The organism is Thermococcus sp. 2319x1 (assembly GCF_001484685.1).
Lineage (GTDB): Archaea > Methanobacteriota_B > Thermococci > Thermococcales > Thermococcaceae > Thermococcus_A.
In genome coordinates this window covers 1,422,310-1,445,114 of sequence record NZ_CP012200.1, presented here as the reverse complement: position 1 = coordinate 1,445,114, position 22,805 = coordinate 1,422,310, and the positions used below count along the sequence as shown (strand labels likewise).

Sequence of the window (22,805 nt, the reverse complement as noted above, 5' to 3'; positions counted from 1 at the left end):
AAAAAGCTTCTTCGCTTGTGAGGGCTATGGGTTTTTCTACAATCACATGTTTACCGCTTTTTGGGGCTTTTATGGCCAGTTCAGCGTGAGTGTAAGTGGGGGTTAGGATTTCAACAATTTCTAATCCAAATCGAGGAACTCATCTAAACTTGTGTACGGTTTTGCATTGAACCCCTTTGCAGCTTGCGCAGAGCTTATAGACACCTATCTTGGCGATGAAGAAGTTTGGAAAAGCGATGTAGCAAGGTTTGGAGTGGATATTTTCCTAACAACTACTGCAGTAGCGGAAGGCTTTAAAGTTATCCAGACAGCGCTGGGAGTTAAGATTCACGATCCAAAGGATCCAGCTGCTTCTCTGGGCCCAATGTTCAACCAAGTTGTAGGGACACTTTTCATGTTGATGCAGAAGTATGAGGATAGGTGGAGGGACGTAAGGGAGATAAAACCGGTTCCGGTTTTCGGGGAGATTGAGGTTAGAGAACCAGAACCTGTCAAGGTTACTTTGGAACTGCTAAAGGAAAAGGCAAGAAAGCTTTTTGAGGAAAATGAAAAGATTCTGGAAAGAGCACTTTCGAAGGAAACGTTTGAGGAAGTTAAAGGGGCTTTAAGAACTTTTGACTTCGACGACGTCCTGTGGAGTCATGTTCTCTTTGATGGGGCAGTGGCATATAAAAACGGAATACTCAAAAATGCCGAACCTTTAGTGCCTCTCTACTTTGCAAAAACCGCGGACTTCGTGGAAAAAACAAGGGACATGACCACAGAAGAGGCAGAAAAACTAGTTCTGAAAAGAGCGGAGACATTCTTAAAGGAGAAGGACTACCTTTTAGAGAGATGGTAGGAGCGCTTCCATCTTCTCATATATTTTGCTTTCTTTTAGGACTTTCTCGACCTTACACTTTGGAGTTCTCATTATACTCATCTCGTAAAAGCCCTCAAGGTTTCCCCAAAACTTCTTGGCAGCCATTGCCAAATAAATAACCTCTTTCGGTTTCAATTTTCGCTTTAGGTCTACGTATAAAATGTTGATGGCCCTTTCCAGCTTTTTGAACGTTTTATCACCTTCCAAAATCGCCAGCATAAAGTCTTCAATCGTTGGCTTTTGCCACTCCACGCAGGGGCCGAGGTCTACCTTGCTCCCGATTAAGAGGGGGATGACTTCAGTTTTTCCAACTTTAAACCCTTTTTTGGTTTCTGTATGGTGGAATGATGAAAGCTTGCCCTTTATGGAATCCATCACAGCCTTTTTGCTCTCATCAATGTCGATTGCAAGGCCTATTTTTCCAACATGAAATTCAAAAACTTCCATTGCTCTCAGGAAGTTCCCAAGATTCCTTATTACTCCAGCGTTGCCTTCGCTGGGTATTATGGCGATGTATCCGTTGTTCCTTATTAGCTCGTAGTTGTCCCTTTCGAAAAGCTTTTCAATTAGCGCTAAATTAGAAGGAACTTCTCTGGCCTCTTTAAAGCCAAAGACCTTCTTATAGCTTGCTTTAAAGAACTTTGAATCGGTCTTCCCTTCACAGAAAAGAACGCTCACTTTTTCTGTGTTCGTTATTTCCGCCCCTCTCAGATCAAAATCAAGGTATTTCCTCAGCTCATAAGCTTCTTTAAAGGTTAATCCTTTACCCGTGTTTGAATAAATTAAGATATGCCCTTCTCCCTGAAATTTCCCAAGTATGAGATCAATAAGCTCCAAGCTTGCGGTTACAATCACTTCGTTGCCCCTTAGGTTGTTGACAAACTCCTTTAGCTTTTCTCTGTTCTTCCCGTATTCTGGGAATAGAATTTTTTCAAAATCTCTTTCCTTTAGGGCTTCGTCGTATCTCTCTCCAGTAACTATTATCATCTACTTCACCAGGTCAACTGCTATGGCTCCTATAACTGCAAAGGTACTCACGATGATTGTGGCGCTGGTGCCGTCCCATCCAAGTTTGTTGGGTTTGTTTTTCTTGTCTAACTCCTCTTGTATCTCATCTACTTGCTTGGAGAGTTTTGCCATATTTTCGTTTAACTTTTTAAGTTCGCTTTCCATTTTTTCACGCTCAGCCACTCTGGGGTCAATCATCTCTTCAGCATTGGATTCATTCATCATCGCACTATTTGAGTTGTGAAGACCAATATAAAACTTTTTATTTTTCCAAGCTGAAAGTGTTCTTGGCGGGCTAATATGGAAGAAGCCCTTCTCTTATTTATAGCGGGCTTCGGAGGTTTTATAGGCTCTTTGATGAGCGGAGGAAGTATGGTGGCTTTCTTTATTCTTACGCTCCTCGGTGTTCCTGCAAAAACTGCTGTAGGAACATTAAAGATGATTATTGCGGCATTAACCCTCGTGTCTTCTCTCACATACCTTAAAGCAGGTGTTTTAAATCTGAAGACGGCTTTAACTATTGTGCTCTTTTCTCTGCTTGGCTCCTACATTGGTAGTGTTTTCCTGCTGAGTATCCCTGAGGAGGCAGCAAATTTTGTAGTGATGGTGTTTCTTATAGTAGGGACGTATTTCACATTAAAAGCGCCACAAGGGGAGCCCATGCTTAGTGGAAAGCTACTCCAATCAATTGTGGGACTGGCAATTGGCATCTACATAGGTGTTTTGGGAATAGCGTCTACCCTTGTGGTAATCTCTCTCCTGAGGATGTTCTTTAGGGTAGACATTTTAAGGGCAAACGCGATGGCAAAGGTGATCATCTTCTTCAACAACTTTGTTGCGTTCATAAACTATGCAAAAAACGGCAGTGTGGATTATTCTATTGGGATGCTTCTCATGTTGCCCGTCCTCATCGGCTCATGGTTAGGTGCCAAGACTGCTCTTAAAATGGATCTCAGGTACCTCAAAGGGGTATTTGTTGGCATTTCTCTGCCGACCTTGGTTAATCTATTGAGAAATTTGGGAAGTTAGGCAAACCTTAATAAAATTCAAAGTTGAAGAGGTACAGAGGTGAAAATATGAAGAAGGCTGTAAGTTTTGTAATGGCGTTGTTGTTCTTTCTCTCTGGTGTAGGAGTAGCCAACGCATACAGCTTTTCAATAGACTCGACAAATGCCGTTATCGTGCTTCCCACTACAAAGGTTGTGAACAATCAACCCCTTCACATAAACGAAGATGCAATTGCTGGGGCACGGCTTGGAGCATTCTTAGTCCTTAAGGGAATAAAACCGGGCTCATACCCCACCTACGTTGAGGTTCCAGTAACGTACAGGAGTGTTATTATACCAGATGACGACCAATATTATAAGTTGAGTGAAACAGACATGCCTGATGTGGGTTTGGTTCTTGGAGAAACTCCAGAGGGAGATAAAATCGTTATTGCGGTGAACTTTTCAAGAGTTCTCTACAATTCAACGTTAAAGAAGGCACAGTTTGGAGATAGAAGTGTGGAGATAATATTCAATGAGAACACGACACCACTAAGCCTTGGTGGGGAGAACTCAAAACTAGTATCAACGGTTGAAAACGGAAAGGACACCCTTTACATATACTCCTATGAAGAGAAAAGTGATTCGAAGTCTCTTGGGAGCACATTGACGGTAAATGGATGGAAGATTTACTTTGTTGATATTGACACTGAGCAGAAAAAGACCCTTGTAGAGATAACCTATCCAAGTGGGCTGGAAAAGACTCAAACACTCTACAAAGAGAAATATTATGTTATGTATGTGGATTCCCAAGGTCAGGAGGACTTTGAAATTTACGATGCTTATCCCGGTGGAAGGATTGAGACCCTGCTGAAGGAAGGTGCTCAAAAAGTTCTTGTGTTCACCCCTTCTGACTTCTTCATAGGTATTGGGGGCACAAAACAGGTTACCTATGAATATGAATATTACGAAAAAACCAAAAAATACCAAGATGGGGATGTGTACAAAGGACAGTGGGTCTGGGATATCGACCCCTCAAACTATTTATTCACCCTCTACCTCCATGTTGACCCCGATAACGGTTTCCCAATCGTAACCTTAGGAGAGGAAACTTTGAACCTTCCCATGTTTGCTCTTAGTATCTCGCCGGTGTTTGAGAAAGATAACAATGGAGCCATAACGGGAATAGCAGGCTACAGGTTTTTAAGGACAGTCACAGTTAAGAAGAAGGTCACGGTAGAAACGACAAAAGCCGAAGTTGTGGGCGATGTTAACTCCCTCATAATAACCGATGAAGAGCTTTCGAGTCTTCCAAACGACAAGCATGTGATAATAATCGGAGGATGGGTCAGCAACAAAGCTTGGAAGGTCTTAGAACAAAATTATGATTCGGCGACAATAGAGGGCCTCAAAAACGACATAATGAACAAGGGCCACGTAGTCGCTATTTTGAACAATCCAAACAATCCAAACTTTAAAGTCATAATACTGGCAGGGAAAGACTACATACACACAAAGAAAGCAGTTGATGAATTCATGTCAAAAGCTTAGTCTTTCTCTTTAAATTTTTTGAGATAATGCTTATTTTACCGTGCTCTGATTATAACACGGATCAAAATGACTCCCCTTATTTTAGCTGTTCAGGGAATATCTGGAGGGTATTTAAGCTTTTCTGCTTCATTTCGATAAGCTTATAAACGCTATGATATATAATTCAACCATGCTTGGACACTACAACAGAGACGCAAAATTGTTAATAGCAGCCAATGCGGCAGGCCAGCTGTTTCTCCAGTTTTCCATATTCATAATGCCCTTTTACCTTAGTGCTTTGGGCTATGGAATGGACAAAATGGGGATTTTCTTCTCAATCCAGACTTTTGCTGGTGGACTTTTCTTTTTGATCGCTGGTCAGGTATCTCTCAAGCTCGGCTATAAGAGAACCTTGATTCTCGGGGCACTTTTGGGATTGATGGGAAGAATACTCCAAGTTTTGGCACTCAACTTTTACGTTATTGCTCTGGGATTCTTTTTAATAGGTGCTAACATGGGAATAAGGCAGCCCAATTTTTATGCCTTGCTGAGTGAAGAGGTAGAAGAAAAGCAGAGGCATCATGCTTTTTCTATAAGCTTTGGAATTGGGACGATCTTAAATGCTCTGGGGGTTTTAATTGCCGGATTTGCTCCCGATTTTTTTGTGGAAACCTTTGGACTATCGAGAGAACTCGCATACAGGCTTGTTGTTTCCTTGGCAATTCTCCAGTTTGCCATTGTAATACCAATCCTCTTGATAATTAAAGATGTTCCCGTGAAAAATCCCCGCATAAATTGGAGAAAAGAGCTAGTTGTGAAGATCCTCAAGTTTTCACTTCCTTCTGCGATGATAGGCCTGGGAGCGGGAATAACGATTCCCTATATGAGTCTCTACTTTAACCTTCGCTTTGGACAAACTTTAGCGACTATAAGCGGGGTTTTCTTTGCCCAACAGCTGGTAATGGGTATAAGCTCTTTCATACTTCCAAAGCTTGTAAATAAAATCGGCCCTGTGAAGACTATTTCCCTCTTTCAGAGCATCGCTGCCTTTCTCTTCGGGATATTCCCATCGTTGGAACTCTTCCTCTTGGCGGCGTTTGTTTATATCATCCGTTCAATCCTTATGAACATTGTGTGGCCCATAGATGATGCCTTCATGATGGGATTCTTTACGACCGAAGAAAAGGCAACGGCTGCGGGGATTAGAAGGGCTTTTTCCACCTTCATGAGGGGAGTGGGGAACTATATAGGGGGTATATTGTTTTCAATCTCCCTTAGCTATCCTTTTTATGCTACAGCGACCCTCTATGTAGCAGCTACCCTGATATTCTACTTCTTCTTCGTTAAGTATAACAGAGTTTAAGCGTTTCGACAAGTTTATAAACGAGGCAAATGACAAAAAAGCGATGCTCGAGAACTACCGAGGATTCAGCAGGGATGCCAAGCTTGTGGTTGTTTATTCCTTTCTGGGCTGGTTAGGGGGCAATATAGCGTGGTTCATCCTGCCTTTTTACTACTCCTCTCTTGGAATGAATTTTTCAAAAATTGGAATTCTCTTTTCGGTTTCCACAATAGCTCAAGCCATAGTTCTTTTAATCGCGGGACATGTAAGCGTTAGGTTGGGCTATAGGAGAACCATCTTAGTTGCGGTGGGAATGTTCTTTGCGGCAAGGCTTCTCCAAGTCTTTATGCCGTATTTTTGGACTTTTGCCATTGCATCTGCCGTGTTGGGGGTAGGAATGGCACTTGAGGGTCCAGCGTTGATGTCTCTCTTGAGTGAAGAGGTAAGCGATGAGAGGAGGCACTACCTCTTCAGCTTAAATGCCGCTTTGGGAACGATAGGTGCTGCATTGGGCATGTACTTGGGTGGTTTACTCCCCAAGATGTTCGATGGTTCAAATCCATACAAAATGACGCTCTTATTTGTTGCGTTACTCGTTCCGGTTCAGGGCTTCTTCATTTTCATGGCTTCTCCAGTTTTGAGGAGGGAGGAAAAGAAACTCAGGTTTGAAAGGGAGCTTGTTGTCAAAATCGCAAAGTTTTCCCTCCCATCGGCTTTAATTGGCTTGGGGGCTGGGGTTACGATACCCTACATGGGGCTGTGGTTTAACAAACGTTTTGGAACAAGCTTGGAGAGCATTGGGGGTCTTTTTGCCATTCAGCAGTTTGTAATGGGAATTGGAACATTCATCCTTCCCGTGATTGCCGACAAAGTTGGGAGTGTTAAAACGATCGTAGGTTTCAATGGGAGTGCAACCCTTCTAATACTTTCAATGCCCTTCTCTCCCTCTTTTCCGATTGCGGCGGTGATTTATACGATCCGAACCATATTAATGAACATCGTTAACCCCATATGGGATTCATTTATGATGCGCTTTTTCACTAAGGAGGAAAGATCGACGGCAGTGGCATTGAGGAACTTTTCGTGGACGACGACCTTCGGCATAGGTCAACTTATAGGTGGGAAAGTTTTTGATTTATCCCTTGTAATGCCGTTTTTTGTGACTGGTATTTTGTACGGGCTCTCTATGATAACTTTTTGGATGCTTTTCTCAAAAGAGGAATGATACCGTCAGGATAACTTTGGTATCCCCTCTTGGATCCATTCAGCGATGTAAACCGAGAATGAATCCTGACAAAATTATACCAGAAGGCAGACAGAAAGACAAACATCTGAGCTTTCCAATCATTGCTTCTAAAATTATTCCAGAAACGCTTTGTCCGCTCCTTCACAGTCCCAAACCAGCGCTCGATACTATTCCCTGGCCCGAAAGTTACGTGAACATCAGCCCAAGGTTGTGTCCTAGCATTATCAACCAGAAAAACAGGCCGCCCTTCACAGGACTTCAAAACAATCAGAATGGAACCTCCATCAACCCACCAGTTTCTGAGGACTGTAATCCAGACTGAGAGGATTTCTCTGCTTTCAACATCAATTGCAGCCCAGAGAAATCCTTTCTGTCCATTGATTTTTATTACAGTCTCACCAACTGCAATGAAGTTCCTCTGTTTTTTCACTGCGGGGATTTTTGGCTTGTAAACTGCTTCCGCTAGTTTTTGGGCTGATTCCAAGGATTATGGAGACTTGCCGGTAGCCGAGGTCTTGCAATAATTTTACTGCCCTGATTTTCTTTTTGCTGGAATTTTGTTCCGGCGAAAAGGTTTTAAGACTGGAACCACCCGGTAAATAATGGTTTCAGCCCTCATCTCCCCTTTCTTTTTCTGAGATAGTGTCAGAGATTTAAACCTGACGCCCCACAGCCTATCCTGACAGTATCCAGCTTAAAACAGAAAGCTAAATATAACTCTATGCCCAAGTTGAGTAGTGGGATACCATGAAAGCAGAGAAAATCTTATGGGGAGTTGTGACGTTAATAATTCTCTATCTTGCATGGAGAACAGTAGCTCCTCTTCTTTCGGCGATATTTTTTGCCGCCGTTCTGGCTTATGCGGTTTTACCAATACACAGACGTCTGGCAAAGAGAGCTGATAGCAAAAAATCCGCATTAATTCTTACTGCTCTTTTAATAGGGCTTTCAGCGGTTATCACGATGGAGCTTGCGCTTATAATAAAGAGCTTGATAGTTTCATTTTATGAAGACATAATGACCTTCATCTCATGGAGCTTAACTCTTGAATTGCCCTTTGGCACTCACGATGTGCTTCAAAGGTTCTACTCCCAGATAACGCCAAAGTTAGCCGAATACGTGCAGAGTTATGCGTTCTCAATACCGAAGTATCTTCTCCAGCTGGTGGTTTTCTTAACTATGTTCTACGCCTTTCTTGTAAACTCCGAAGAAATAAAAAGGCACATCCATGCTTTAATCCCTGAAGGACATGAACATTTAGGGGAAAAACTCTTAAAGAGGGCAGACGTAACTCTGCAAGCTCTCATAAGAGCGTGGCTTCTCCTTAACATTGCCAAGGGAATCATAATGACCCTCGGCTTCTGGGGGTTTGGCATTACGGACTTTCCAACCGCCCTATTAACTGGACTTTTAACGATACTCTTCAGTTTTATTCCCCTCTTCGAGGGATGGATGATATGGGTCATTGCGGCTATATACCTATTAAAGCAAGGGGACGTGCTAAAAGCCGTCGCAATCTCCATTTACGGAGCGACACTGGTGTCTCCGCTTCCAGATTTCACAATAAGGCCTAAAATAGTTGCAAAAGAGGCTAAGCTCGACGAGATAATGGTTCTAATTGGCATGATAGGTGGGGTATGGGCCTTTGGAGTTAAGGGTCTTATAATCGGCCCGATAGTGCTCAACCTTGTATCTGCGTTGCTAAAAGAGTGGAAAAGAATCAAAGCTCAGCAGAGCTGATTATCTTTGCACCTTTTTCTTTCAGCTCTTTGAGGGCTTTTTCTTCGTCCTCAGGCTTTATTCCCTTGACGGCGTCCCTAATGAGATAGACCTCAAAGCCATGCTTTAGAGCATCCAGAGCGGTTGCCCTGACGCAGTACTCTGTAGCAACTCCACAGATGTAGACCTTTTTAACGTCCCTTTCTTTCAATATTTCCGCCAGCTTCGTGCCCTCAAAGCCGGAATATGCTTCCTTGTCAGGCTTGTCTGCCTTTGAAATGATTATCGCATCTTTGGGGAGACTAACCACTATCTCAGCCCCTTCAGTGTTTTGAACGCAATGCCTCGGCCACGGGCCTCCCTGCTCCTTAAAGCTTACGTGGTTTGGTGGATGCCAGTCCCTTGTTGCAACAATAAGGGCTCCCCTCTGTTCGAACTTCTTAATAAGCTCCTCAATAGTTGGAATTATCTTGTCTCCCTCTGGAACCGGAAGGGCCCCGCCCGGCATGAAATCTCTTTGCATGTCAACTATTATCAATGCCTCCATTCCTCACACCTCCAACTTGTCCTTAAACTTCGACATATCAATCCCTTTGTCCAAACCATAGAGGTAGGCAACTATTTTCTTATCCAAATCTCCATACCTTTCAGAAAACTTTTCCAGGTCTTCGAGGACTTCCAGATGGCTCCAGCCCAATTTTTTGGCAATATAATCTATCATCTCGCCAAAAACGTCCTCTCTCTTTTCCTCTTCTTTAAGAGCGTCCTCCTTAATTATGAGCTTCTCCCCTCTTTGCTCAATAATGCCTCTCCTCATGGCCTCCTCAACCAGGGCTTTAGCCTCATTATAATCCATAAGGCGGAGCTTAAGCACGAGGGTTCCTATTAACTCAGGCTTTGAGAATTCATTCGAGCCCTTATAGAGGATTGCATACTTCAAAGCCTCCACAAATTCCACCAAGAATAAATAGGGACTCATAAAATAAAAACGTTTGCCAGATTAAGCCCCCACTCCCCCTCCACTCCAGAAGAACATCTCAAACGGAAAGTCAAAGATTTCCGAAAGTCTTCCACCTGGAGATTGGGGATACACAAGATAAGCCGTTCTAAGACTTTTCGCAGATTTTCCATCTACCTCGTAGATGTAAAGCTTTACAACAGGCAGGAAAGGATATCCTTGAACTATTACCACCTGATCAATTCTCCTTACTATAAACCCCTCCTTCTTCGAATCCAAAAGTTTATACCCCTTTAAAAAGCCTACTGATGGATTTCCAAGCTGTTTAATCCCATCAACATCAAACTTGTAGAACTCATCTTGTTTCATATCTTCAAAAACGCCACTGGCAGTTAAGTGGCTTCCTGTCATCGTGAAGGAGTAAAGGGATAGATAATAATCAACTGCTTTGAATGCAGAAACCGACCAAATTAAAAGGCCTATTAGGAGCCATAGGAGAAATCGCCTAAAAAACGGCCAAACTCCCCCTCTTATCCCTGCAAGCTTGAACTCCTTCTTTAACAGATAATTCCTGTTCACGTATGCCCCGTAAAGTATTATCGCAAGTCCACCCACATAATAAAATGCCATCGTAAGGAGATAAGCACCATATTCCGGGCCGTGTTCAAGGTACGCCACTTTTTCCACCTCGGATAATAAAAACCCTAAAAAATTTAAAAAGTTTTTCAAGAATGTAAAGGTTTATATTTTGGTGAAGGCAAGTGTGCTTTGGTGATGATAATGGAGCAGAAAACTCATCTTTTAACTTCTAAAGACCTTGTTGGAGAGCCCGTAAAAATCGAAAAGGATTATGCGGAGGTAAGGCTCAAGACAAAGGAAGAGATGAGGGTTGATGAATATGGCTTAGTCCACGGTGGCTTTACCTTCGGGTTAGCCGATTACGCAGCGATGCTAGCCGTTAACGAGCCCACGGTGGTTCTGGGAAAAGCAGAAGTGAGGTTCACAAAGCCGGTAAAAGTGGGGGACGAGCTTGTCGCTAAGGCAAAAGTGGAGGAAGATCAAGGAAAGAAAAAGATTGTATTTGTTGAGGTCTTCAATCAGAAGGGAGAAATAGTCCTTGAGGGCAAATTCTACTGTTATGTATTGGAAAAGCACGTTCTTGAAACTTAGAGCAAAATCAAACCCCAAAATACAAAAAGTAAGCCACTTCAACAATACACATGATGAGAAACACCCAAACAATCAACAAAAATTGCTTTTCTTCTGTATTTTGTCTTTTTTGATAGAAAGAATGGAAAGAAAAGCCACAGTCAAAAACGAGAGAGTATTGAAGAAATCTCCCCGTATAATCATGATGAGTGAAACAACAAAAGCCCGGTCCCTAAACCAAGGAGTATCGGGGTTTTTAATTCTGAGAATCTGTTCAACTCTTGGGAATGGGTTAAATAAGCCAATAAAAAGAAAGAAATTGGCACTGGAAGAAAAAGAGAGGCAATTACAATTGTTAGTCCAGAGGCTACGTATTTTCCCTCCGTTTCAAATGACCATGGAGGAAGGGAAAGAGAGAGGATATCTCAATGAGAAGCAACAAAATATTATGAAGAGAATCAAGGAGATTCTCCTGAGTGTTCCCTGTTTTTAGTGCTATGCAAAACTATTTAAACATTCTTATCGAAATTCGATATCGGTGCTCGATATGATGCGCCGTATTATCCTCGGCTTTATGGGACTGCATATACTCCACCATGCGAGCAAAGAACCCATAAGCGGAGCTTTCATGATGAAAGAGCTCGAATCTCATGGTTACAAGGTAAGTCCGGGAACACTTTATCCTTTGCTTCAAAAAATGGAAAAAATGGGGCTTCTCAAGAGCAGATGGGGAGTCCAGAATGGAAAAAGGGTAAGGCTCTATGAACTAACCCAAGCGGGGATTGAAGTATTGGAAGAAGGAAAAAAGAAGGTGAAAGAGCTCTGCAGGGAAATTTTGGGTGATGAAAAATGAAAGAAAGAAAAATCTTTGGAATAAGCCGGAATGTTTTTCTCCTCGGCATTGTCAGCTTTCTCAACGATATGAGCAGTGAGATGATAGCACCGATAGTGCCTACTTACCTGACCGATGTATTGGGGATTGGAAAAGCGGCAAGCGGTTCGATTATGGGGCTCATAGAGAGCCTGAGTTCCCTTTTTAAGGTTCTGTTTGGTTATGTAAGCGATGTATTTAGAAAAAGAAAGATATTTGTCGCCCTTGGATACCTCCTCTCAACGATTTCAAAGGGAGTTTTGGCTTTTACACGCTCATGGTGGGACTTTTTGACTCTTAGGGTTCTGGATAGGGTTGGAAAGGGCATAAGAACTGCCCCCAGAGATGCCCTAATAGCAGAATCGAGTGAAAAAGGAAAGAGCGGCAAATCCTTTGGCTTCCACAGGATGATGGATACGCTTGGAGCGGTCGTCGGGCCATTAGTTGCCATAGGTTTATTAGCGCTCCTAAAAAGCTACCCAATAAAGATGGCATACCGCTATGTGTTTTTGCTCTCAGCAGTGCCGGGTATTGTAGGAGTTCTTCTTGTGCTGTTTTTGGTCAAAGATGAAGGAGAAGAAGTTAAAAAGAAGATAAAGGGGATATCAGCCCTAAAGAGCAGAAACCTTAGAATGTTCTTAGTTATTGTTGCCTTAGCTGCCCTTGGGAGATACAGCTATGCTTTTACCCTATGGAAAGCCAAAGAACTGGGGTATAACCTTCTCCAAGGACTGGGATTCTATGCCGTGTTTAATGCAATCTACGCCTTCTCAGCATATCCTATAGGCTATTACTCAGATAAGGTCAGCAAAAAAGCCGTTATAACAGTAGGATTCGGAGTTGCAGCATTGGCATCGCTTCTTTTTGCATATTCTAAAAGTCTGCCGATGCTTCTTCTTGCTTTTGTATTCTATGGGATTTATATAGCAATCGAAGATACAATTCCAAGGGCATATATGGCAGACCTGGCAGGAGAATTCGAAAAGGGAACGGTGATAGGGGCATACCACACGGTCTTTGGGATTTTTGTTTTCCCTGCGTCCGTAATAGTTGGCTATCTATGGCAGACGTACTCCCTAAAAGTGGGTTTCCTTTATGCCGCCATCATTAATGCTGTGGCAATGCTCCTAATGGCTTTCCTTGTCAAAGACTGAGATTTGTCAATTTTTCTTTTATTTTTCAAATTTGTTGGAGATATGTCAATACATAAGGGGAAAAGTGCACAATTTTTTTGTCAGAAAGACTAAAAAGCCATGAGCGGAAAAAGAAAGTTAGAACGCAGAGGGGCTGAGGATATGAAGAGAATTCTAATCATCGGAACTGGTGGAACTATAGCGAGCGCAAAAACCGATGCCGGATTTAAAAGCGTCCTCACAATAGATGAGATTCTTGAAAAAGCCGACATAAAGCTGAAAAACGGTTATGAAATAGACACGAGGAACGTTTTAAATATAGATAGCACCCTTATCCAGCCCGAAGATTGGGAGAGAATAGCAAAAGAAGTGTATAAAGCCCTGGAAGATTACGACGGAATAGTCATAACCCACGGGACTGATACCTTAGCCTATACAGCTTCCATGCTTACCTTTATGATTAGAGGCATTAACAAACCCGTGGTTTTAACCGGTTCAATGCGCCCAGTTACTGAGGAAGAAAGTGACGCCCCAAGAAATCTGAAGGCCGCTATAAGATTTGCAATGGAAGATGTTTCGGGAATTTTTGTGGCTTTTATGGACAAAATAATGCTCGGATGCAGAGTGTCAAAAATAAGGGCTCTGGGCTTAAATGCCTTTATGAGCATAAACTATCCCGATGTTGCTTATATAAAAGGAGAAGAAGTAATTTACAACCTTCCCCAAAGGAAATTCAAACCAAAAGGAGAACCGGTGCTTGATACAAAATACGACCCAAGGGTGGTCTTTATTAGACTCACCCCAGGATTAGATGGAGACGCAATAGATGCCATTGTAAAAGCCGGATACAAGGGGATAGTGCTTGAAGGCTACGGGACTGGAGGGATTCCCTATAGAAAGAGAGGCCTCCTAAGCAAGATAAGGGAAATTACCCCCAGAATCCCAGTAGTCATGACCACACAGGCCCTCTATGATGGGGTTGACTTGAACAAATATGAAGTTGGAAGGAAAGCCCTCGAAGCAGGGATCATTCCAGCAAAGGACATGACAAAGGAAACAACAATAACAAAGCTCATGTGGGCCCTTGGACATACAAAAAACGTTGAAGAAGTGAAAAAAATAATGCACACAAACTACGCCGATGAAATAGAGGGTTAAGCTTTTTCGAGCTTTTCAACTATTTCCTCGGTTATCGTAAGGGGCTTTTCCACTTCATAGATGTCGTTAAGCTCCCAAATGACTTCCCCTTTGTTTATGGCCTTAGCGTAACGCTCCGCAAGTTCTTTTGCTTTTTCAAAAGAATCAGCCTCAACGATTCTCCTTACGTACCATTTCATTTCCCCATACCTAAGCTTGAACTCCGCCATGTACATGGCTACCACCAGATAAAAATTTGAGTGTGGATATAAAAGGTTTAACTCCTCTTCAGCTTCACAACTTGCTTTGCGAACTCCTCCAAAACCTCTTTCCTCTTGCCCTCAAAGAATTTTATTGAACCCGCAAAGCTATGCCCACCGCCTTCAATCCCAGCATCGGGGAGCTTTTCTTGAAGCACTTTTATTATCTCGTTGAGGTCAAAGTTGTAAGCCTGCATTCCATCGCTTGCCCTAACAACCGCAAAATCCGGACCGTAAGCGAGGGTTAGAATTGGGGTATCCTCTCCATACTGTTCCTTGAAATGGTCATGGATCAAACCACTCAGCTTTCCAGGAGACGGATAATCAAACTTTGGAGCATACAGCTCTACATCGATGGTGTTGAACCTTATCCCATTTGGCAATACGATGCTCTTAACATGGGGCAGGGATGCCTTGAGGGCCTTCTCCTGCTTGGCCTTTACCTCTGGGTAAATTGAATCCACTAACTTCTTATGCCTCTGAAGATTGCCAGTGAGGAGAAGGATCTCATCTACAATCCCATGCCCATCCATGAACTTCCAGTAGTAGGCTTCGTGGTCGATTACCTCCGCTATTTTCTTCAAATCCTCTTCTTCAAGACCTTTGCTTTCTTTAGCTATCTTGAGGTACTGCTGAAACTCCGGAGCGTCGCTTCTATCCCCAGTTCCAGCTATAGCAGGCAAATGTTTTATTTTCTCCTCAACCGGAGGATAGATGAAGCGGGCTATTTCAGTTGCAAGCATTCCCGCCGTTAGCTCATAGTAGCCCCTCTTTACTAGGTGAGGATTAACGTGTACGTCAACGTATTCATCAACTGCAGCCTTGTCCTCGCTTATGAAATCTCTCGGATCGTGGTGGTCAATAACAACTATGGGAACACCATAGGCTTTTATACGCCTGTAGGCGGGGATATCCTCGGTTGTGCCTCCGTTATCGACTATCACAAGGAGGGGAAGCGGATCTCCAAAGCGCTCGTGGTCCTCTATCATGAAGATTATGTCCTTAAGGACATCCTCAAGCTCATAAAACGGGGCTCTGCTTGGCCTTCTCTTGAAGAACTTCCATTTTGCCTGGGGATCTGGAGAAATCTCCTCCAATAGTGGCACTATAGCGTATTCAAGGGCCAAACCAGCTGTATAGCCATCCGTATCTGCGTGGTGTCTCACAATTATGGGCCTCCCCTCAAATATAGCCTTTCTTATTATAAACGCGGCTTTCATTATCTTAGGTTTGAGCTTCTCTAGGACTTCGCTCTCAACAAGAAAACCAACGTCCTCAGGCTGCGCCCTCTTGTTAAGCTCTTCCTCTATCTTCCTCTTAACCTCGGCAGCATCTGGGCCCCAAAGACGGGACATGTCGCTTATCTCTATTTGAATCTCTCCAGCGTGGAACGAAACCTTCCCGATCACTTCCACGATATCCCCAACTTCGATATTAGGATAAGCCCTAACGCCCGGAGCCTCAAAGGCAGCTGCCCACGTTATGCCGGTTCCATCCGTTATCGTGAAGACCGTTGGGCCACCGGTTACCTGTATCTGGGTTATCTTGCCTCTAATTCTTACAGTTTTTCCGGCCATTTCTTTGGTTAACGCCCCAATATCCGTAACAGGAAGCTCTTTCCTAACGACTACTTCCTTGTAGTGCCTCAAAGCGGATTCTATGAGGTCTATTTCCTTCTTTTCAGGTCTTACGTCTAATACCTGAACAAGAATCTCTTCCCCGGGGGTATATTCTTTCTTTCCAAGAAGGTCTTTCCTTTTTATTAACCCTGTCACATGAGGATTGAGCTTTACAAATACTCCAAACCGCTCCACCCTCTCTATAAGGCCTTTGTAAATCTTGCCCACTTCAACATCCTCGTAGTCACAGGTCTTGTCAAGAACGTAAACCACCTTGTACTTCCTCTCACACTCTGGGCACACCCATGAGGTCTCCATCCCGGGTTCCCAGGGTTCTTTAATCTTTCCACAAATGTCACAAGCTAACACTCTCCCGGTTCCTCCACAGGTTGAGCATGTGTCGTAAACTGGAACTACGCCCTTCCCATGGCACTCTGGACAGGGAATCTCATCCACTTCCTCCTCTACGCCAAAATAATCCAAATTCCTGTAGCCTTTAAGCTTGTCTCCCAATTTAAAGTCCGCCGGAACGTAACCCCAACCGTTACACACCTCACATTCCTTCTCGCCACTCTTTACTTTCCCGCTTCCATGACACTCGGGACAATCCTTAACCGCCATCTCCCACTCCTCCCGCAAAAGTAGACTATTCAATGAGAACAAGGCAAGCTTATAACTCTTTCTTTTATTCCTCTGATACTGCCAAGTAGTATTGCCAATCAGTTTATTATCTTAATCTGTTTTCCAGTGGGCTTTTGGGTTGATGCGAATGATAAATACGTTGTTGTTGCCTACTTCCTTGCAAGCGGAGAGGGAAAGAAGAAAAATGGACTTTGCATCTTTACAAGCGAACATTTGGTTAAGATAGCATGCAAAAGTCTCGATAAGATCCAGAAAACGTGAAAATTGAAGGCAGAACGACCCACGTAAAATTCAGAGATGGAAGTATTGGAGCACATAAAATAATTGCTCCTTAAAATGATCATTTGCCTTGGATGATTCCTAGTTTTTTATAGATTTCTTCCTCAATTTCTTTTGGGTTTTCCGGTTTGCTAACCTTTTTTAGGGCTTTCTCCTTGTCGATTAACCCATATCTCACCAGTGCCGCTATCCTTCTCGTCTCGAAGCTGTAACCGTGCTTTCCGTAGTATCTCCTGAGTGCGGGGCCTAAGATTAGGCAGTTGGTTGTGTAGCCGGCAAGCTCAGGGAACTTGAAAGGAAGCTTGTTGAGAATTTCAAAGCGCTCTTCCTCACTCATAAGGCTCAGCAACCGGATTTGAACTATTCCACCGCTCATCAGTCTGTAGGGATGATGCCCAAAAGGAAGCTCATGCCCCGTTATTATATACTTGATTCCCCTCCTTAGGGCGTATTTTCTAAGCTTCTCCATCGTCCTTGAGGAGCACTTTTTGCATGGGGATTTGCCTTTAAGGAGGGCCTCCCTAAAGATATCGGAGTAATCGTAGTGGAGAATCGTCAAGGGCACACTGAGGTGTTTGGCTATTCTTTTTGCGTTTTCTATAGCTTCTCTTGCCATAAAGCCGTGGTCTATCATCACGGCTTCAACATCGACGCCATATCTTTTCTTTGCAAGATAAAGGGCAACCGTGCTATCTTTTCCTCCGGAAAAGGCCACTATGGCTTTGTCCACCTTTCTCATCAGCTCTTCAAGTTCAGCCCGTATTTTTTCTTTGTCTGGCTTATGGGCTAGGTAGTTTATGCATTCCTTGCAGAGGGGTTTTCCATTGACGATTTTGATCTTTGCAGTTCTCTCGTCGTTTATGCAGAGGGAGCATTTGAGCATTCTACCCACCGAAGTATTTGGTGTAGAGCTCCTTCGCTTTCTCTTCTGTAGTGCCCTTCACCAACGCTTTCCCGCTCTTGAAGACAATTATTTCTGCTCCCTTATCTAAGAACCTAACGTAGTCCTTTTTGAACTCATAGGGAGTGTTTAAGCGTTCTAACTTTGAGGTAAGCTCTTTTAGGTCTACTTCCCTCCCAAGACTGAATCTGATTGATCCATCGCAGGTCTCTTCGAGCTCAACCTTCTTCCGCTTTACTATCGGAGCCACGTCTCTTCCTATACGCCTTGCGCTGAAGAGCGTTAGTGCGTCCATGGTTCTATAAATGGCAAGCTGACAGCCGCTTATCCTAACGTCTATGTATTTTTTAGCTTCCATTGCTGCCTTGAGATATTCCCTTATGCTCTCAGCCCTCTCGAAGTCCAGACCCGCTTTTCTTAATCTCTCTTCGTTGAGCTTGTGTATCGTTAGGGGCTGGAGCATCATCTCGTCAACTCCAAGGGAAGCCGCAAGCTCCGCTATTTTTGGAATGTCCTCGTCGTTTATCCCGGGCATGAAGATTGTTCTCACGACGGAGCGGACGGATTTATCTGCCCCAACGATTTTGAGAGCGTTTACCACATTCTCAAAGGTGTCGGCGTTAGTTATCATTTTGTGCTTCTCTCTGCTTGCGGCATCTAAACTAATCATAACCAAATCGAAGTCAAGCTTCTTCCATAGCTCTTCCGTTAAGAGGGAGCCGTTTGTTTGCAGATCAAGCCTCGCATCGGGGAATTTCTTTCTCAAAAGCCTGTTTACCTCAACTATTCTTGGGCTCATGAGGGGCTCTCCGTACTGGGATACTGTTATAGCGTAAGGATTCTCCCACCCATAGTAGCCCGGCTTTGGAGCCTTTCCGAGCTTTACCGCTACGTTGGAGTAGCAGAATATGCAGTCGTGGTTGCAAGCGGGAGTGAGCTCGTAAGAGGGGTGATGAACTGGATTTTCTATGCTCAAATCTAAGCCTTGGCATCTCTGACAGTGAGTTGGAACGACTAAATCATCAACAAACTTCTTTAAGAGTCTCGCCTCTTTGTTTTCCAAAATTTCTGGCTCTATGCCCATTTTTCTCGCAAATTCTTCCCAGCTGTATTTCATTTTCTCACCGAGAGATGATGTGGGAAAGCATTAAAAAACTTGACGCTTTTGAGCTTGTGGTGAGGAAATGAGTATAACCCTAAAAAGGAAGGCCTTCCTTGAGGAGATCCCAAAGGTAGTAGAAGAGCTCATTAAAGAATATGGGAGTTCTTTGAAAACCCTAACAATTGAGGAGGACGAAAAAGGCTGCTACACTGTTTGGGCTACCTACGAAAGCCTTACTTCTTGAAAACCTTTATATCCAGAACAACGTGCCACACTCCCGGGGCGTAGCGCTTAATTATTCTGCTCTCCAAGAGCTCGCTTTCGTAGCCATGTTCTCTGGCTATTTTTTGAAAGGTCTCAAAGGGCTCCCTCGGCATAAGCTTCTCCGGAACGGTGTTGTGATAATGAATCACCGCTTCATCCTTTGCTATCTCCAAAGCTTTTGGAATGAATTCATGGGTTTTAACGACGTAGCCCATCAGAATCCTATCCGCTATGTTTTCCCCTTTAAATTCTCTGTTGTCTATGTTGTAGGCCGTCATTCTGTCCTGAACTTTGTTGAGCTCGATGTTCTCGACCAAGAACTTAAAGGTGTAGGGGCTCTTTTCTATTGCTATTACCCTTGCACCGCAGTGCTTCGCTATGGGCAGGCTTAGGTGACCTATCCCGGCGAACATGTCAACTACAAGCTCGTTTGGCCTCGCAATGCTCGCCATTCTGACCCTTTCCTTTACATTTGCGGGGGAGAACATGACTTTAGAGGCATCAAACTTGTAGAGAATGCCGTTCTCTTTGTGGATCGTTATGGGATCGTTTCCATAGATTATCTCGTAGTTGGTCTCTCTGAATTCCCCCCCTATCCTTCCTTTCCTCAGAACCGTCTTAACGCCTAAGACCTCTGCATAGACCTTTGCGATCTCATACTTGTAAGGCAAGAGCTCTTCTCGAAGGGGAAGGATTAAAACATCTCCCAGCTGAACCCAGTGTTTTGGAAGAAGGTTCACTAATTCGGGAGGAAGGGTTTTGCTTAGCATCTCCTTTATTCTGGGCTTTATGAGCTGGGTCTTTCTCCTCTTCATACGGGATAACCTCCAAGAACTCCCTTAAAACCTTTTGGTCTGGTACGTTTCTTTCTTCGATTGGTCATTTCGGCAAAGAACGATAGAAAAAGCTTAAAAGGAGTATTCCCCAATATTATCTGAGAACCTCACCGGAGGTAGAGTTTGACAATGGATGATGAATCCTCGAGTAGTTTTTGGTTGGGTAAAATATTAAAATCCAAAAAGAAGGAAGGCATCATTGAGCAGAAAATAACGGAAGATGCCTACAGGGACTTGAAGGCTCTTCTAATGAGGGCCAAGCCAGATGTAATCGGGGATAAGATAATTCTCAAGCTGCCAAACGGAACCGTAGAGCTCACAAGGGATAAGCTCAGGATAGTTGCCGATAAAAAGGAGCACGCTGAGAAAATACTCAGGAATCTCCACCACTATGCAATGCCTCCTGGTTTGTGGCCCGCTTATGGTCTCAGCTACTCGATAAAGAAGGGTTCTCTTCTAAAAAGCAGGAGTTAATCTTTTCTTTTTACCTCAAATATTTTAAACCTTCGGAGGTATTCTTAGTTAGCGGATGATGGGCCTTGCCCAGTCTGAGTCAATGATGACGTCGGTATTAGCTGACGCTTTAAACACCTTTTGGAGGAGCGAGGATGAGTGAGCTGCTTGAGTTTTATGCAAGTGAAGCCATGACGTGCCCCAGAAGGGTTTACTTTCGTCTTAAAGGGTATAAAGAGAAATGGCCCGAGTTTGTAAGGGTGAGGCTTGAGCAAGGGGTTAATGCCCACAATATTCTCGGGGAGATACTTAAGAAAAGGTTTGGCTTTGAGCTTGAAAAGCATATTGTGTTAAAATCTCCCCGTCTCGGGCTTGAAATACACGGGAGGATAGATGCATTCAGGCGGTTTCCAATAGAGATAAAGGGAAAAACTTCCCTTCCAAGAATCCCCTACGATTATCACTTAGCCCAGCTGAACGTTTATCTAAGGTGGGCAGAGAGTGAATACGGCTATTTGTATTATGTTAAGCTGCATGAGGAGCCAAAGAGGGTTTTGAAGGACGTGGACTTTTCCAGATTCCCAGTAGTCAGGGGAAAGAACTTTAAAGCTTTTGAGGTACCCTATGATGAAAAGCTTTTCAAAGAAACCGTGAAGCAGTTTTACCTGATAAAAAAACATTATGAAAAGGGCGTTCCCCCGGAGGGGTGGAAGGACTACACCTGCAGATTCTGCCCTTACTACTATATCTGTTTTGGAGATGGCTTCACTCTCTAGCCTTCCATTTGAGGTCTTTTTCCACAACTGCCTCTATGAGTTCCCTGTTGTACAGCGCCGCTATGATTGCCCTTATTGGGACTTGGTTCAGTGCAAGTATCTGGGGTGTTATCTTTGCTCCAAAATCCTTTGCAAGGGCATAGCTGAGTTCACTTACGCTTTTTGGCTCCTTTAGTAACTCGAGAATCCTCCTCTCTCCTTCTTCTACCCTTTTAAGGTTTAGTTCGAGCAGTTTTAAAGCCTCTTCCCCTTTTACGGCCCTCCCATGGGAAGGAATGAGCAGAATACCCTCCTCTGCGTAGCCCGTTAACTTTCTTATGGACTCTTTGAATAGTTCTGGGTCAACCAGGTAAGGCAAGCCCACGGACTGAATAATCCTCTCACCAAAAAAGCTATCCCCAGCGTACAAAACGCCGTTTTCCTCATCAAGGAACCCCGTCATTCCTGGTGAATGCCCCGAAAGCTCTACCGTTTTCAGCCCAAAAAGTTCATCCCCCCATTCAAAAACTCCGTGAACTCTGACTTCTTGCGGAAACTGGTAGACCAAAAACCCCTTCGGCGCCTTCGAGCCAAAGGTCAAAAGCTCCCTGTTGAGGGGGCTTTCAGCTATGGAGAACTCATATCTGTGAATGAATAAGGGTTTTCCAAGCTTCGGTGCGATTGCTATGTGATCGGCATGTCCGTGAGTGGAGAGCATGTAGTCAATCTCAAGGTTTATTTTCCTCAGCTCCCTTCGGAGTTCTTTATGCCTTTTGCTCCCATTTCCCGGATCAACGATAACAACGTTTTCTCCGGCTTTTACCATTGTTGAGGGACTCCCGGGGTAGAGGTAGAGGTTTTCCCCAAGTTTCTCAAGCGCCATAAAATCACCTCAGCTTTTCCAGCTCATCAACGAGCTCTTTGAAATATGGGTAAAACTCACTTTTCTTCAAATACTCCAAAGCCTCCCAAAACTCTTCCAGGCCTTTTGATCCTGCTTTTTCGTATTCCCATGCTTGGAGAACCATTTCAAGCTTGTCGGCAAACTTAACAAGCCTGCCCTCCGGACTTTTTTCTTCTTCATACTCTTGAAAAAGCTTGAAGTATTCCACCCTCTCAGCGCCGAGAATGTCCACTATGGCCTTTCTCTCGGCTTTCTTCTTATCCAAGTACTTCTGCGCCTCAAGGGGCAAGTCAGTGATCCTTGCTTCAGCAAGATCGTGGAGGATAGCTATCTTCAGCGCTTTCTCGACGTTTATTTTCATTCCTTTTTTTCTCAGCTCATCTCCCAAGAATAGGGTTATAAAGGCCACCCTAAAACTGTGCTCGGCAACGCTCTCCGGATTGGGAATTCCTCTAAGCAACCACCCCATTCTGGGGAGCTTTTTTAACCTCCCAGCCTCTGCAAAAAGGTTTAACATCCTTATTCCTCCGTCACGTAGAGGACTCTTTCCGTTTCAATGGCCTTGGCTATTATCCCGTCTCCCACGAACCTGCCGTAGACCTTAACGCTTTCCCCCTTGCCTATATTTGGAGTCCCGGAGAACTCTATTTTTAAGCCGGAAATATGGAACGTTGCTCTATAACTCGGCAACTCCATGGGGAGGAACTCAATCTTTGGCTTGTCCTCTATAACTCCTTCTATGACGACGTTTTTTCCCCTAAAATTGCCGTTTTTGAGCTCGTCAATCGTGAGGATGTAATAATAGTTGTGACCGAACTTGGTTCTCTTCACTCCCATCACCCTTATAAC

At 43.8% G+C, this 22,805-nt stretch carries 25 protein-coding genes and 4 pseudogenes; 14 read left to right on the top strand and 15 right to left on the bottom strand.

Annotated features, from left to right (window positions below; translation table 11 throughout):
* Positions 1-4 precede the first annotated feature (4 nt).
* Positions 5-177: pseudogene (locus tag ADU37_RS11065) on the bottom strand (Gfo/Idh/MocA family oxidoreductase); the annotation flags it as partial.
* On the opposite strand from ADU37_RS11065, the pseudogene ADU37_RS08130 reads away from it, so the two are divergent.
* Positions 176-841: pseudogene (locus tag ADU37_RS08130) on the top strand (glycosyltransferase); the annotation flags it as partial. The pseudogenes ADU37_RS11065 and ADU37_RS08130 overlap by 2 nt on opposite strands.
* On the opposite strand, the gene ADU37_RS08125 reads toward ADU37_RS08130, so the two are convergent.
* Positions 827-1,849, bottom strand: a complete 1,023-nt coding sequence (locus ADU37_RS08125; RefSeq protein WP_058947123.1) for a DUF3226 domain-containing protein — start codon at positions 1,847-1,849, stop codon at positions 827-829. The pseudogene ADU37_RS08130 and the gene ADU37_RS08125 sit on opposite strands and share 15 nt — an antisense overlap.
* Positions 1,850-2,095, bottom strand: coding sequence for a hypothetical protein (locus ADU37_RS08120; protein ID WP_238981939.1), 246 nt, complete (start codon positions 2,093-2,095; stop codon positions 1,850-1,852).
* 147 nt (positions 2,096-2,242) lie between these two features.
* Here ADU37_RS08120 and ADU37_RS08115 point away from each other — a divergent pair, with 147 nt between their 5' ends.
* The 4 genes from ADU37_RS08115 (at position 2,243) to ADU37_RS08100 (ending at position 6,953) form a co-directional block, all read left to right on the top strand.
* On the top strand, positions 2,243-2,899 hold the full coding sequence (locus ADU37_RS08115) for a sulfite exporter TauE/SafE family protein (RefSeq protein ID WP_238981938.1): 657 nt from the start codon (positions 2,243-2,245) through the stop codon (positions 2,897-2,899).
* A 47-nt stretch (positions 2,900-2,946) separates the two neighbouring features.
* Positions 2,947-4,407, top strand: coding sequence for an S-layer protein (locus ADU37_RS08110; protein ID WP_058947120.1), 1,461 nt, complete (start codon positions 2,947-2,949; stop codon positions 4,405-4,407).
* A 169-nt stretch (positions 4,408-4,576) separates the two neighbouring features.
* The gene (locus tag ADU37_RS08105; RefSeq protein WP_058947119.1) at positions 4,577-5,749 is read left to right on the top strand and encodes an MFS transporter; all 1,173 of its coding nucleotides are present in this window, start codon (positions 4,577-4,579) and stop codon (positions 5,747-5,749) included.
* Between the two features lie 43 nt (positions 5,750-5,792).
* Positions 5,793-6,953 (top strand): MFS transporter, encoded by a 1,161-nt coding sequence (locus ADU37_RS08100; RefSeq protein ID WP_058947118.1) that lies wholly within the window; start codon positions 5,793-5,795, stop codon positions 6,951-6,953.
* Positions 6,954-6,958: 5 nt separating this feature from the next.
* Here ADU37_RS08100 and ADU37_RS08095 read toward each other — a convergent pair.
* Positions 6,959-7,593: pseudogene (locus ADU37_RS08095) on the bottom strand (IS6 family transposase).
* Between the two features lie 128 nt (positions 7,594-7,721).
* On the opposite strand from ADU37_RS08095, the gene ADU37_RS08090 reads away from it, so the two are divergent.
* Positions 7,722-8,714, top strand: a complete 993-nt coding sequence (locus ADU37_RS08090; protein WP_058947117.1) for an AI-2E family transporter — start codon at positions 7,722-7,724, stop codon at positions 8,712-8,714.
* Here the strand turns inward: ADU37_RS08090 and ADU37_RS08085 are convergent.
* The 3 genes from ADU37_RS08085 to ADU37_RS08075 are packed head-to-tail and all read right to left on the bottom strand — an operon-like array spanning position 8,695 to position 10,329.
* Positions 8,695-9,240 (bottom strand): nicotinamidase, encoded by a 546-nt coding sequence (locus ADU37_RS08085; RefSeq protein ID WP_058947116.1) that lies wholly within the window; start codon positions 9,238-9,240, stop codon positions 8,695-8,697. The two genes, ADU37_RS08090 and ADU37_RS08085, sit on opposite strands and share 20 nt — an antisense overlap.
* Positions 9,241-9,243: 3 nt before the next feature.
* Entirely contained in the window at positions 9,244-9,642 is a 399-nt protein-coding gene (locus ADU37_RS08080) for a DUF2240 family protein (RefSeq protein ID WP_203226282.1), read from the bottom strand.
* Positions 9,643-9,693: 51 nt separating this feature from the next.
* A complete protein-coding gene (locus tag ADU37_RS08075; protein WP_058947114.1) occupies positions 9,694-10,329 on the bottom strand; it encodes a hypothetical protein in 636 nt (211 codons plus the stop codon).
* Between the two features lie 102 nt (positions 10,330-10,431).
* On the opposite strand from ADU37_RS08075, the gene ADU37_RS08070 reads away from it, so the two are divergent.
* The 5 genes from ADU37_RS08070 (at position 10,432) to ADU37_RS08050 (ending at position 13,962) form a co-directional block, all read left to right on the top strand.
* The gene (locus ADU37_RS08070) at positions 10,432-10,821 is read left to right on the top strand and encodes a PaaI family thioesterase (protein WP_058947113.1); all 390 of its coding nucleotides are present in this window, start codon (positions 10,432-10,434) and stop codon (positions 10,819-10,821) included.
* Positions 10,811-11,293 (top strand): hypothetical protein, encoded by a 483-nt coding sequence (locus ADU37_RS08065; protein ID WP_144433234.1) that lies wholly within the window; start codon positions 10,811-10,813, stop codon positions 11,291-11,293. The genes ADU37_RS08070 and ADU37_RS08065 overlap by 11 nt, the downstream gene beginning before the upstream one ends.
* 54 nt (positions 11,294-11,347) lie before the next feature.
* On the top strand, positions 11,348-11,653 hold the full coding sequence (locus tag ADU37_RS08060; protein WP_058947111.1) for a PadR family transcriptional regulator: 306 nt from the start codon (positions 11,348-11,350) through the stop codon (positions 11,651-11,653).
* A complete protein-coding gene (locus tag ADU37_RS08055; protein ID WP_058947110.1) occupies positions 11,650-12,825 on the top strand; it encodes an MFS transporter in 1,176 nt (391 codons plus the stop codon). Before ADU37_RS08060 ends, ADU37_RS08055 begins: the two co-directional genes overlap by 4 nt.
* A 141-nt stretch (positions 12,826-12,966) precedes the next feature.
* Positions 12,967-13,962 carry an asparaginase gene (locus ADU37_RS08050; RefSeq protein WP_058947109.1) on the top strand — a complete coding sequence of 332 codons (996 nt, stop codon included), beginning with the start codon at positions 12,967-12,969 and terminating at the stop codon, positions 13,960-13,962.
* Here the strand turns inward: ADU37_RS08050 and ADU37_RS08045 are convergent.
* The 4 genes and pseudogenes from ADU37_RS08045 to ADU37_RS08030 form a co-directional block, all read right to left on the bottom strand.
* Positions 13,959-14,177 carry a hypothetical protein gene (locus ADU37_RS08045; RefSeq protein WP_058947108.1) on the bottom strand — a complete coding sequence of 73 codons (219 nt, stop codon included), beginning with the start codon at positions 14,175-14,177 and terminating at the stop codon, positions 13,959-13,961. The two genes, ADU37_RS08050 and ADU37_RS08045, sit on opposite strands and share 4 nt — an antisense overlap.
* Before the next feature lie 41 nt (positions 14,178-14,218).
* Entirely contained in the window at positions 14,219-16,441 is a 2,223-nt protein-coding gene (locus ADU37_RS08040) for a DHH family phosphoesterase (RefSeq protein ID WP_058947107.1), read from the bottom strand.
* Positions 16,442-16,802: 361 nt separating this feature from the next.
* Positions 16,803-17,624, bottom strand: coding sequence for a 7-cyano-7-deazaguanine synthase (locus ADU37_RS08035; RefSeq protein ID WP_058947106.1), 822 nt, complete (start codon positions 17,622-17,624; stop codon positions 16,803-16,805).
* Between the two features lie 238 nt (positions 17,625-17,862).
* A pseudogene (locus ADU37_RS08030) lies at positions 17,863-18,759 on the bottom strand (radical SAM protein); the annotation flags it as partial.
* Between the two features lie 67 nt (positions 18,760-18,826).
* Between ADU37_RS08030 and ADU37_RS11530 the strand changes: the two are divergent.
* Positions 18,827-18,988 (top strand): hypothetical protein, encoded by a 162-nt coding sequence (locus ADU37_RS11530; RefSeq protein WP_203226254.1) that lies wholly within the window; start codon positions 18,827-18,829, stop codon positions 18,986-18,988.
* On the opposite strand, the gene ADU37_RS08025 is transcribed toward ADU37_RS11530, so the two are convergent.
* Entirely contained in the window at positions 18,978-19,823 is an 846-nt protein-coding gene (locus tag ADU37_RS08025) for a class I SAM-dependent methyltransferase family protein (protein ID WP_058947104.1), read from the bottom strand. The two genes, ADU37_RS11530 and ADU37_RS08025, sit on opposite strands and share 11 nt — an antisense overlap.
* A gap of 150 nt (positions 19,824-19,973) precedes the next feature.
* Between ADU37_RS08025 and ADU37_RS08020 the strand changes: the two genes are divergently transcribed.
* Positions 19,974-20,318, top strand: coding sequence for a hypothetical protein (locus ADU37_RS08020; protein WP_058947660.1), 345 nt, complete (start codon positions 19,974-19,976; stop codon positions 20,316-20,318).
* Between the two features lie 134 nt (positions 20,319-20,452).
* Positions 20,453-21,073, top strand: coding sequence for a CRISPR-associated protein Cas4 (gene cas4, locus ADU37_RS08015; RefSeq protein ID WP_058947103.1), 621 nt, complete (start codon positions 20,453-20,455; stop codon positions 21,071-21,073).
* Here cas4 and ADU37_RS08010 read toward each other — a convergent pair.
* Genes ADU37_RS08010 through ADU37_RS08000 form a run of 3 tightly spaced genes read right to left on the bottom strand, consistent with a single transcriptional unit; the run spans position 21,063 to position 22,793 of the window.
* Entirely contained in the window at positions 21,063-21,935 is an 873-nt protein-coding gene (locus ADU37_RS08010; protein ID WP_058947102.1) for an MBL fold metallo-hydrolase, read from the bottom strand. The two genes, cas4 and ADU37_RS08010, sit on opposite strands and share 11 nt — an antisense overlap.
* 4 nt (positions 21,936-21,939) lie before the next feature.
* Positions 21,940-22,473, bottom strand: coding sequence for an HD family hydrolase (locus ADU37_RS08005; RefSeq protein ID WP_058947101.1), 534 nt, complete (start codon positions 22,471-22,473; stop codon positions 21,940-21,942).
* A gap of 2 nt (positions 22,474-22,475) precedes the next feature.
* Complete coding sequence (locus ADU37_RS08000; RefSeq protein ID WP_058947100.1) at positions 22,476-22,793, bottom strand: hypothetical protein; 318 nt, start codon at positions 22,791-22,793, stop codon at positions 22,476-22,478.
* Positions 22,794-22,805 lie beyond the last annotated feature (12 nt).

What these genes read in the sequence shown, in the direction of transcription:
- ADU37_RS08125 (WP_058947123.1), bottom strand. Translation starts at nt 1,849, where the DNA reads ATGATAATAGTTACTGGAGAGAGATACGACGAAGCCCTAAAGGAAAGA.
- ADU37_RS08120 (WP_238981939.1), bottom strand. Translation starts at nt 2,095, where the DNA reads ATGATGAATGAATCCAATGCTGAAGAGATGATTGACCCCAGAGTGGCT.
- ADU37_RS08115 (WP_238981938.1), top strand. Translation starts at nt 2,243, where the DNA reads ATGGTGGCTTTCTTTATTCTTACGCTCCTCGGTGTTCCTGCAAAAACT.
- ADU37_RS08110 (WP_058947120.1), top strand. Translation starts at nt 2,947, where the DNA reads ATGAAGAAGGCTGTAAGTTTTGTAATGGCGTTGTTGTTCTTTCTCTCT.
- ADU37_RS08105 (WP_058947119.1), top strand. Translation starts at nt 4,577, where the DNA reads ATGCTTGGACACTACAACAGAGACGCAAAATTGTTAATAGCAGCCAAT.
- ADU37_RS08100 (WP_058947118.1), top strand. Translation starts at nt 5,793, where the DNA reads ATGCTCGAGAACTACCGAGGATTCAGCAGGGATGCCAAGCTTGTGGTT.
- ADU37_RS08090 (WP_058947117.1), top strand. Translation starts at nt 7,722, where the DNA reads ATGAAAGCAGAGAAAATCTTATGGGGAGTTGTGACGTTAATAATTCTC.
- ADU37_RS08085 (WP_058947116.1), bottom strand. Translation starts at nt 9,240, where the DNA reads ATGGAGGCATTGATAATAGTTGACATGCAAAGAGATTTCATGCCGGGC.
- ADU37_RS08070 (WP_058947113.1), top strand. Translation starts at nt 10,432, where the DNA reads ATGGAGCAGAAAACTCATCTTTTAACTTCTAAAGACCTTGTTGGAGAG.
- ADU37_RS08060 (WP_058947111.1), top strand. Translation starts at nt 11,348, where the DNA reads ATGATGCGCCGTATTATCCTCGGCTTTATGGGACTGCATATACTCCAC.
- ADU37_RS08055 (WP_058947110.1), top strand. Translation starts at nt 11,650, where the DNA reads ATGAAAGAAAGAAAAATCTTTGGAATAAGCCGGAATGTTTTTCTCCTC.
- ADU37_RS08050 (WP_058947109.1), top strand. Translation starts at nt 12,967, where the DNA reads ATGAAGAGAATTCTAATCATCGGAACTGGTGGAACTATAGCGAGCGCA.
- ADU37_RS08045 (WP_058947108.1), bottom strand. Translation starts at nt 14,177, where the DNA reads ATGTACATGGCGGAGTTCAAGCTTAGGTATGGGGAAATGAAATGGTAC.
- ADU37_RS08040 (WP_058947107.1), bottom strand. Translation starts at nt 16,441, where the DNA reads ATGGCGGTTAAGGATTGTCCCGAGTGTCATGGAAGCGGGAAAGTAAAG.
- ADU37_RS08035 (WP_058947106.1), bottom strand. Translation starts at nt 17,624, where the DNA reads ATGCTCAAATGCTCCCTCTGCATAAACGACGAGAGAACTGCAAAGATC.
- ADU37_RS11530 (WP_203226254.1), top strand. Translation starts at nt 18,827, where the DNA reads ATGAGTATAACCCTAAAAAGGAAGGCCTTCCTTGAGGAGATCCCAAAG.
- ADU37_RS08025 (WP_058947104.1), bottom strand. Translation starts at nt 19,823, where the DNA reads ATGAAGAGGAGAAAGACCCAGCTCATAAAGCCCAGAATAAAGGAGATG.
- ADU37_RS08020 (WP_058947660.1), top strand. Translation starts at nt 19,974, where the DNA reads ATGGATGATGAATCCTCGAGTAGTTTTTGGTTGGGTAAAATATTAAAA.
- cas4 (WP_058947103.1), top strand. Translation starts at nt 20,453, where the DNA reads ATGAGTGAGCTGCTTGAGTTTTATGCAAGTGAAGCCATGACGTGCCCC.
- ADU37_RS08010 (WP_058947102.1), bottom strand. Translation starts at nt 21,935, where the DNA reads ATGGCGCTTGAGAAACTTGGGGAAAACCTCTACCTCTACCCCGGGAGT.
- ADU37_RS08005 (WP_058947101.1), bottom strand. Translation starts at nt 22,473, where the DNA reads ATGTTAAACCTTTTTGCAGAGGCTGGGAGGTTAAAAAAGCTCCCCAGA.
- ADU37_RS08000 (WP_058947100.1), bottom strand. Translation starts at nt 22,793, where the DNA reads ATGGGAGTGAAGAGAACCAAGTTCGGTCACAACTATTATTACATCCTC.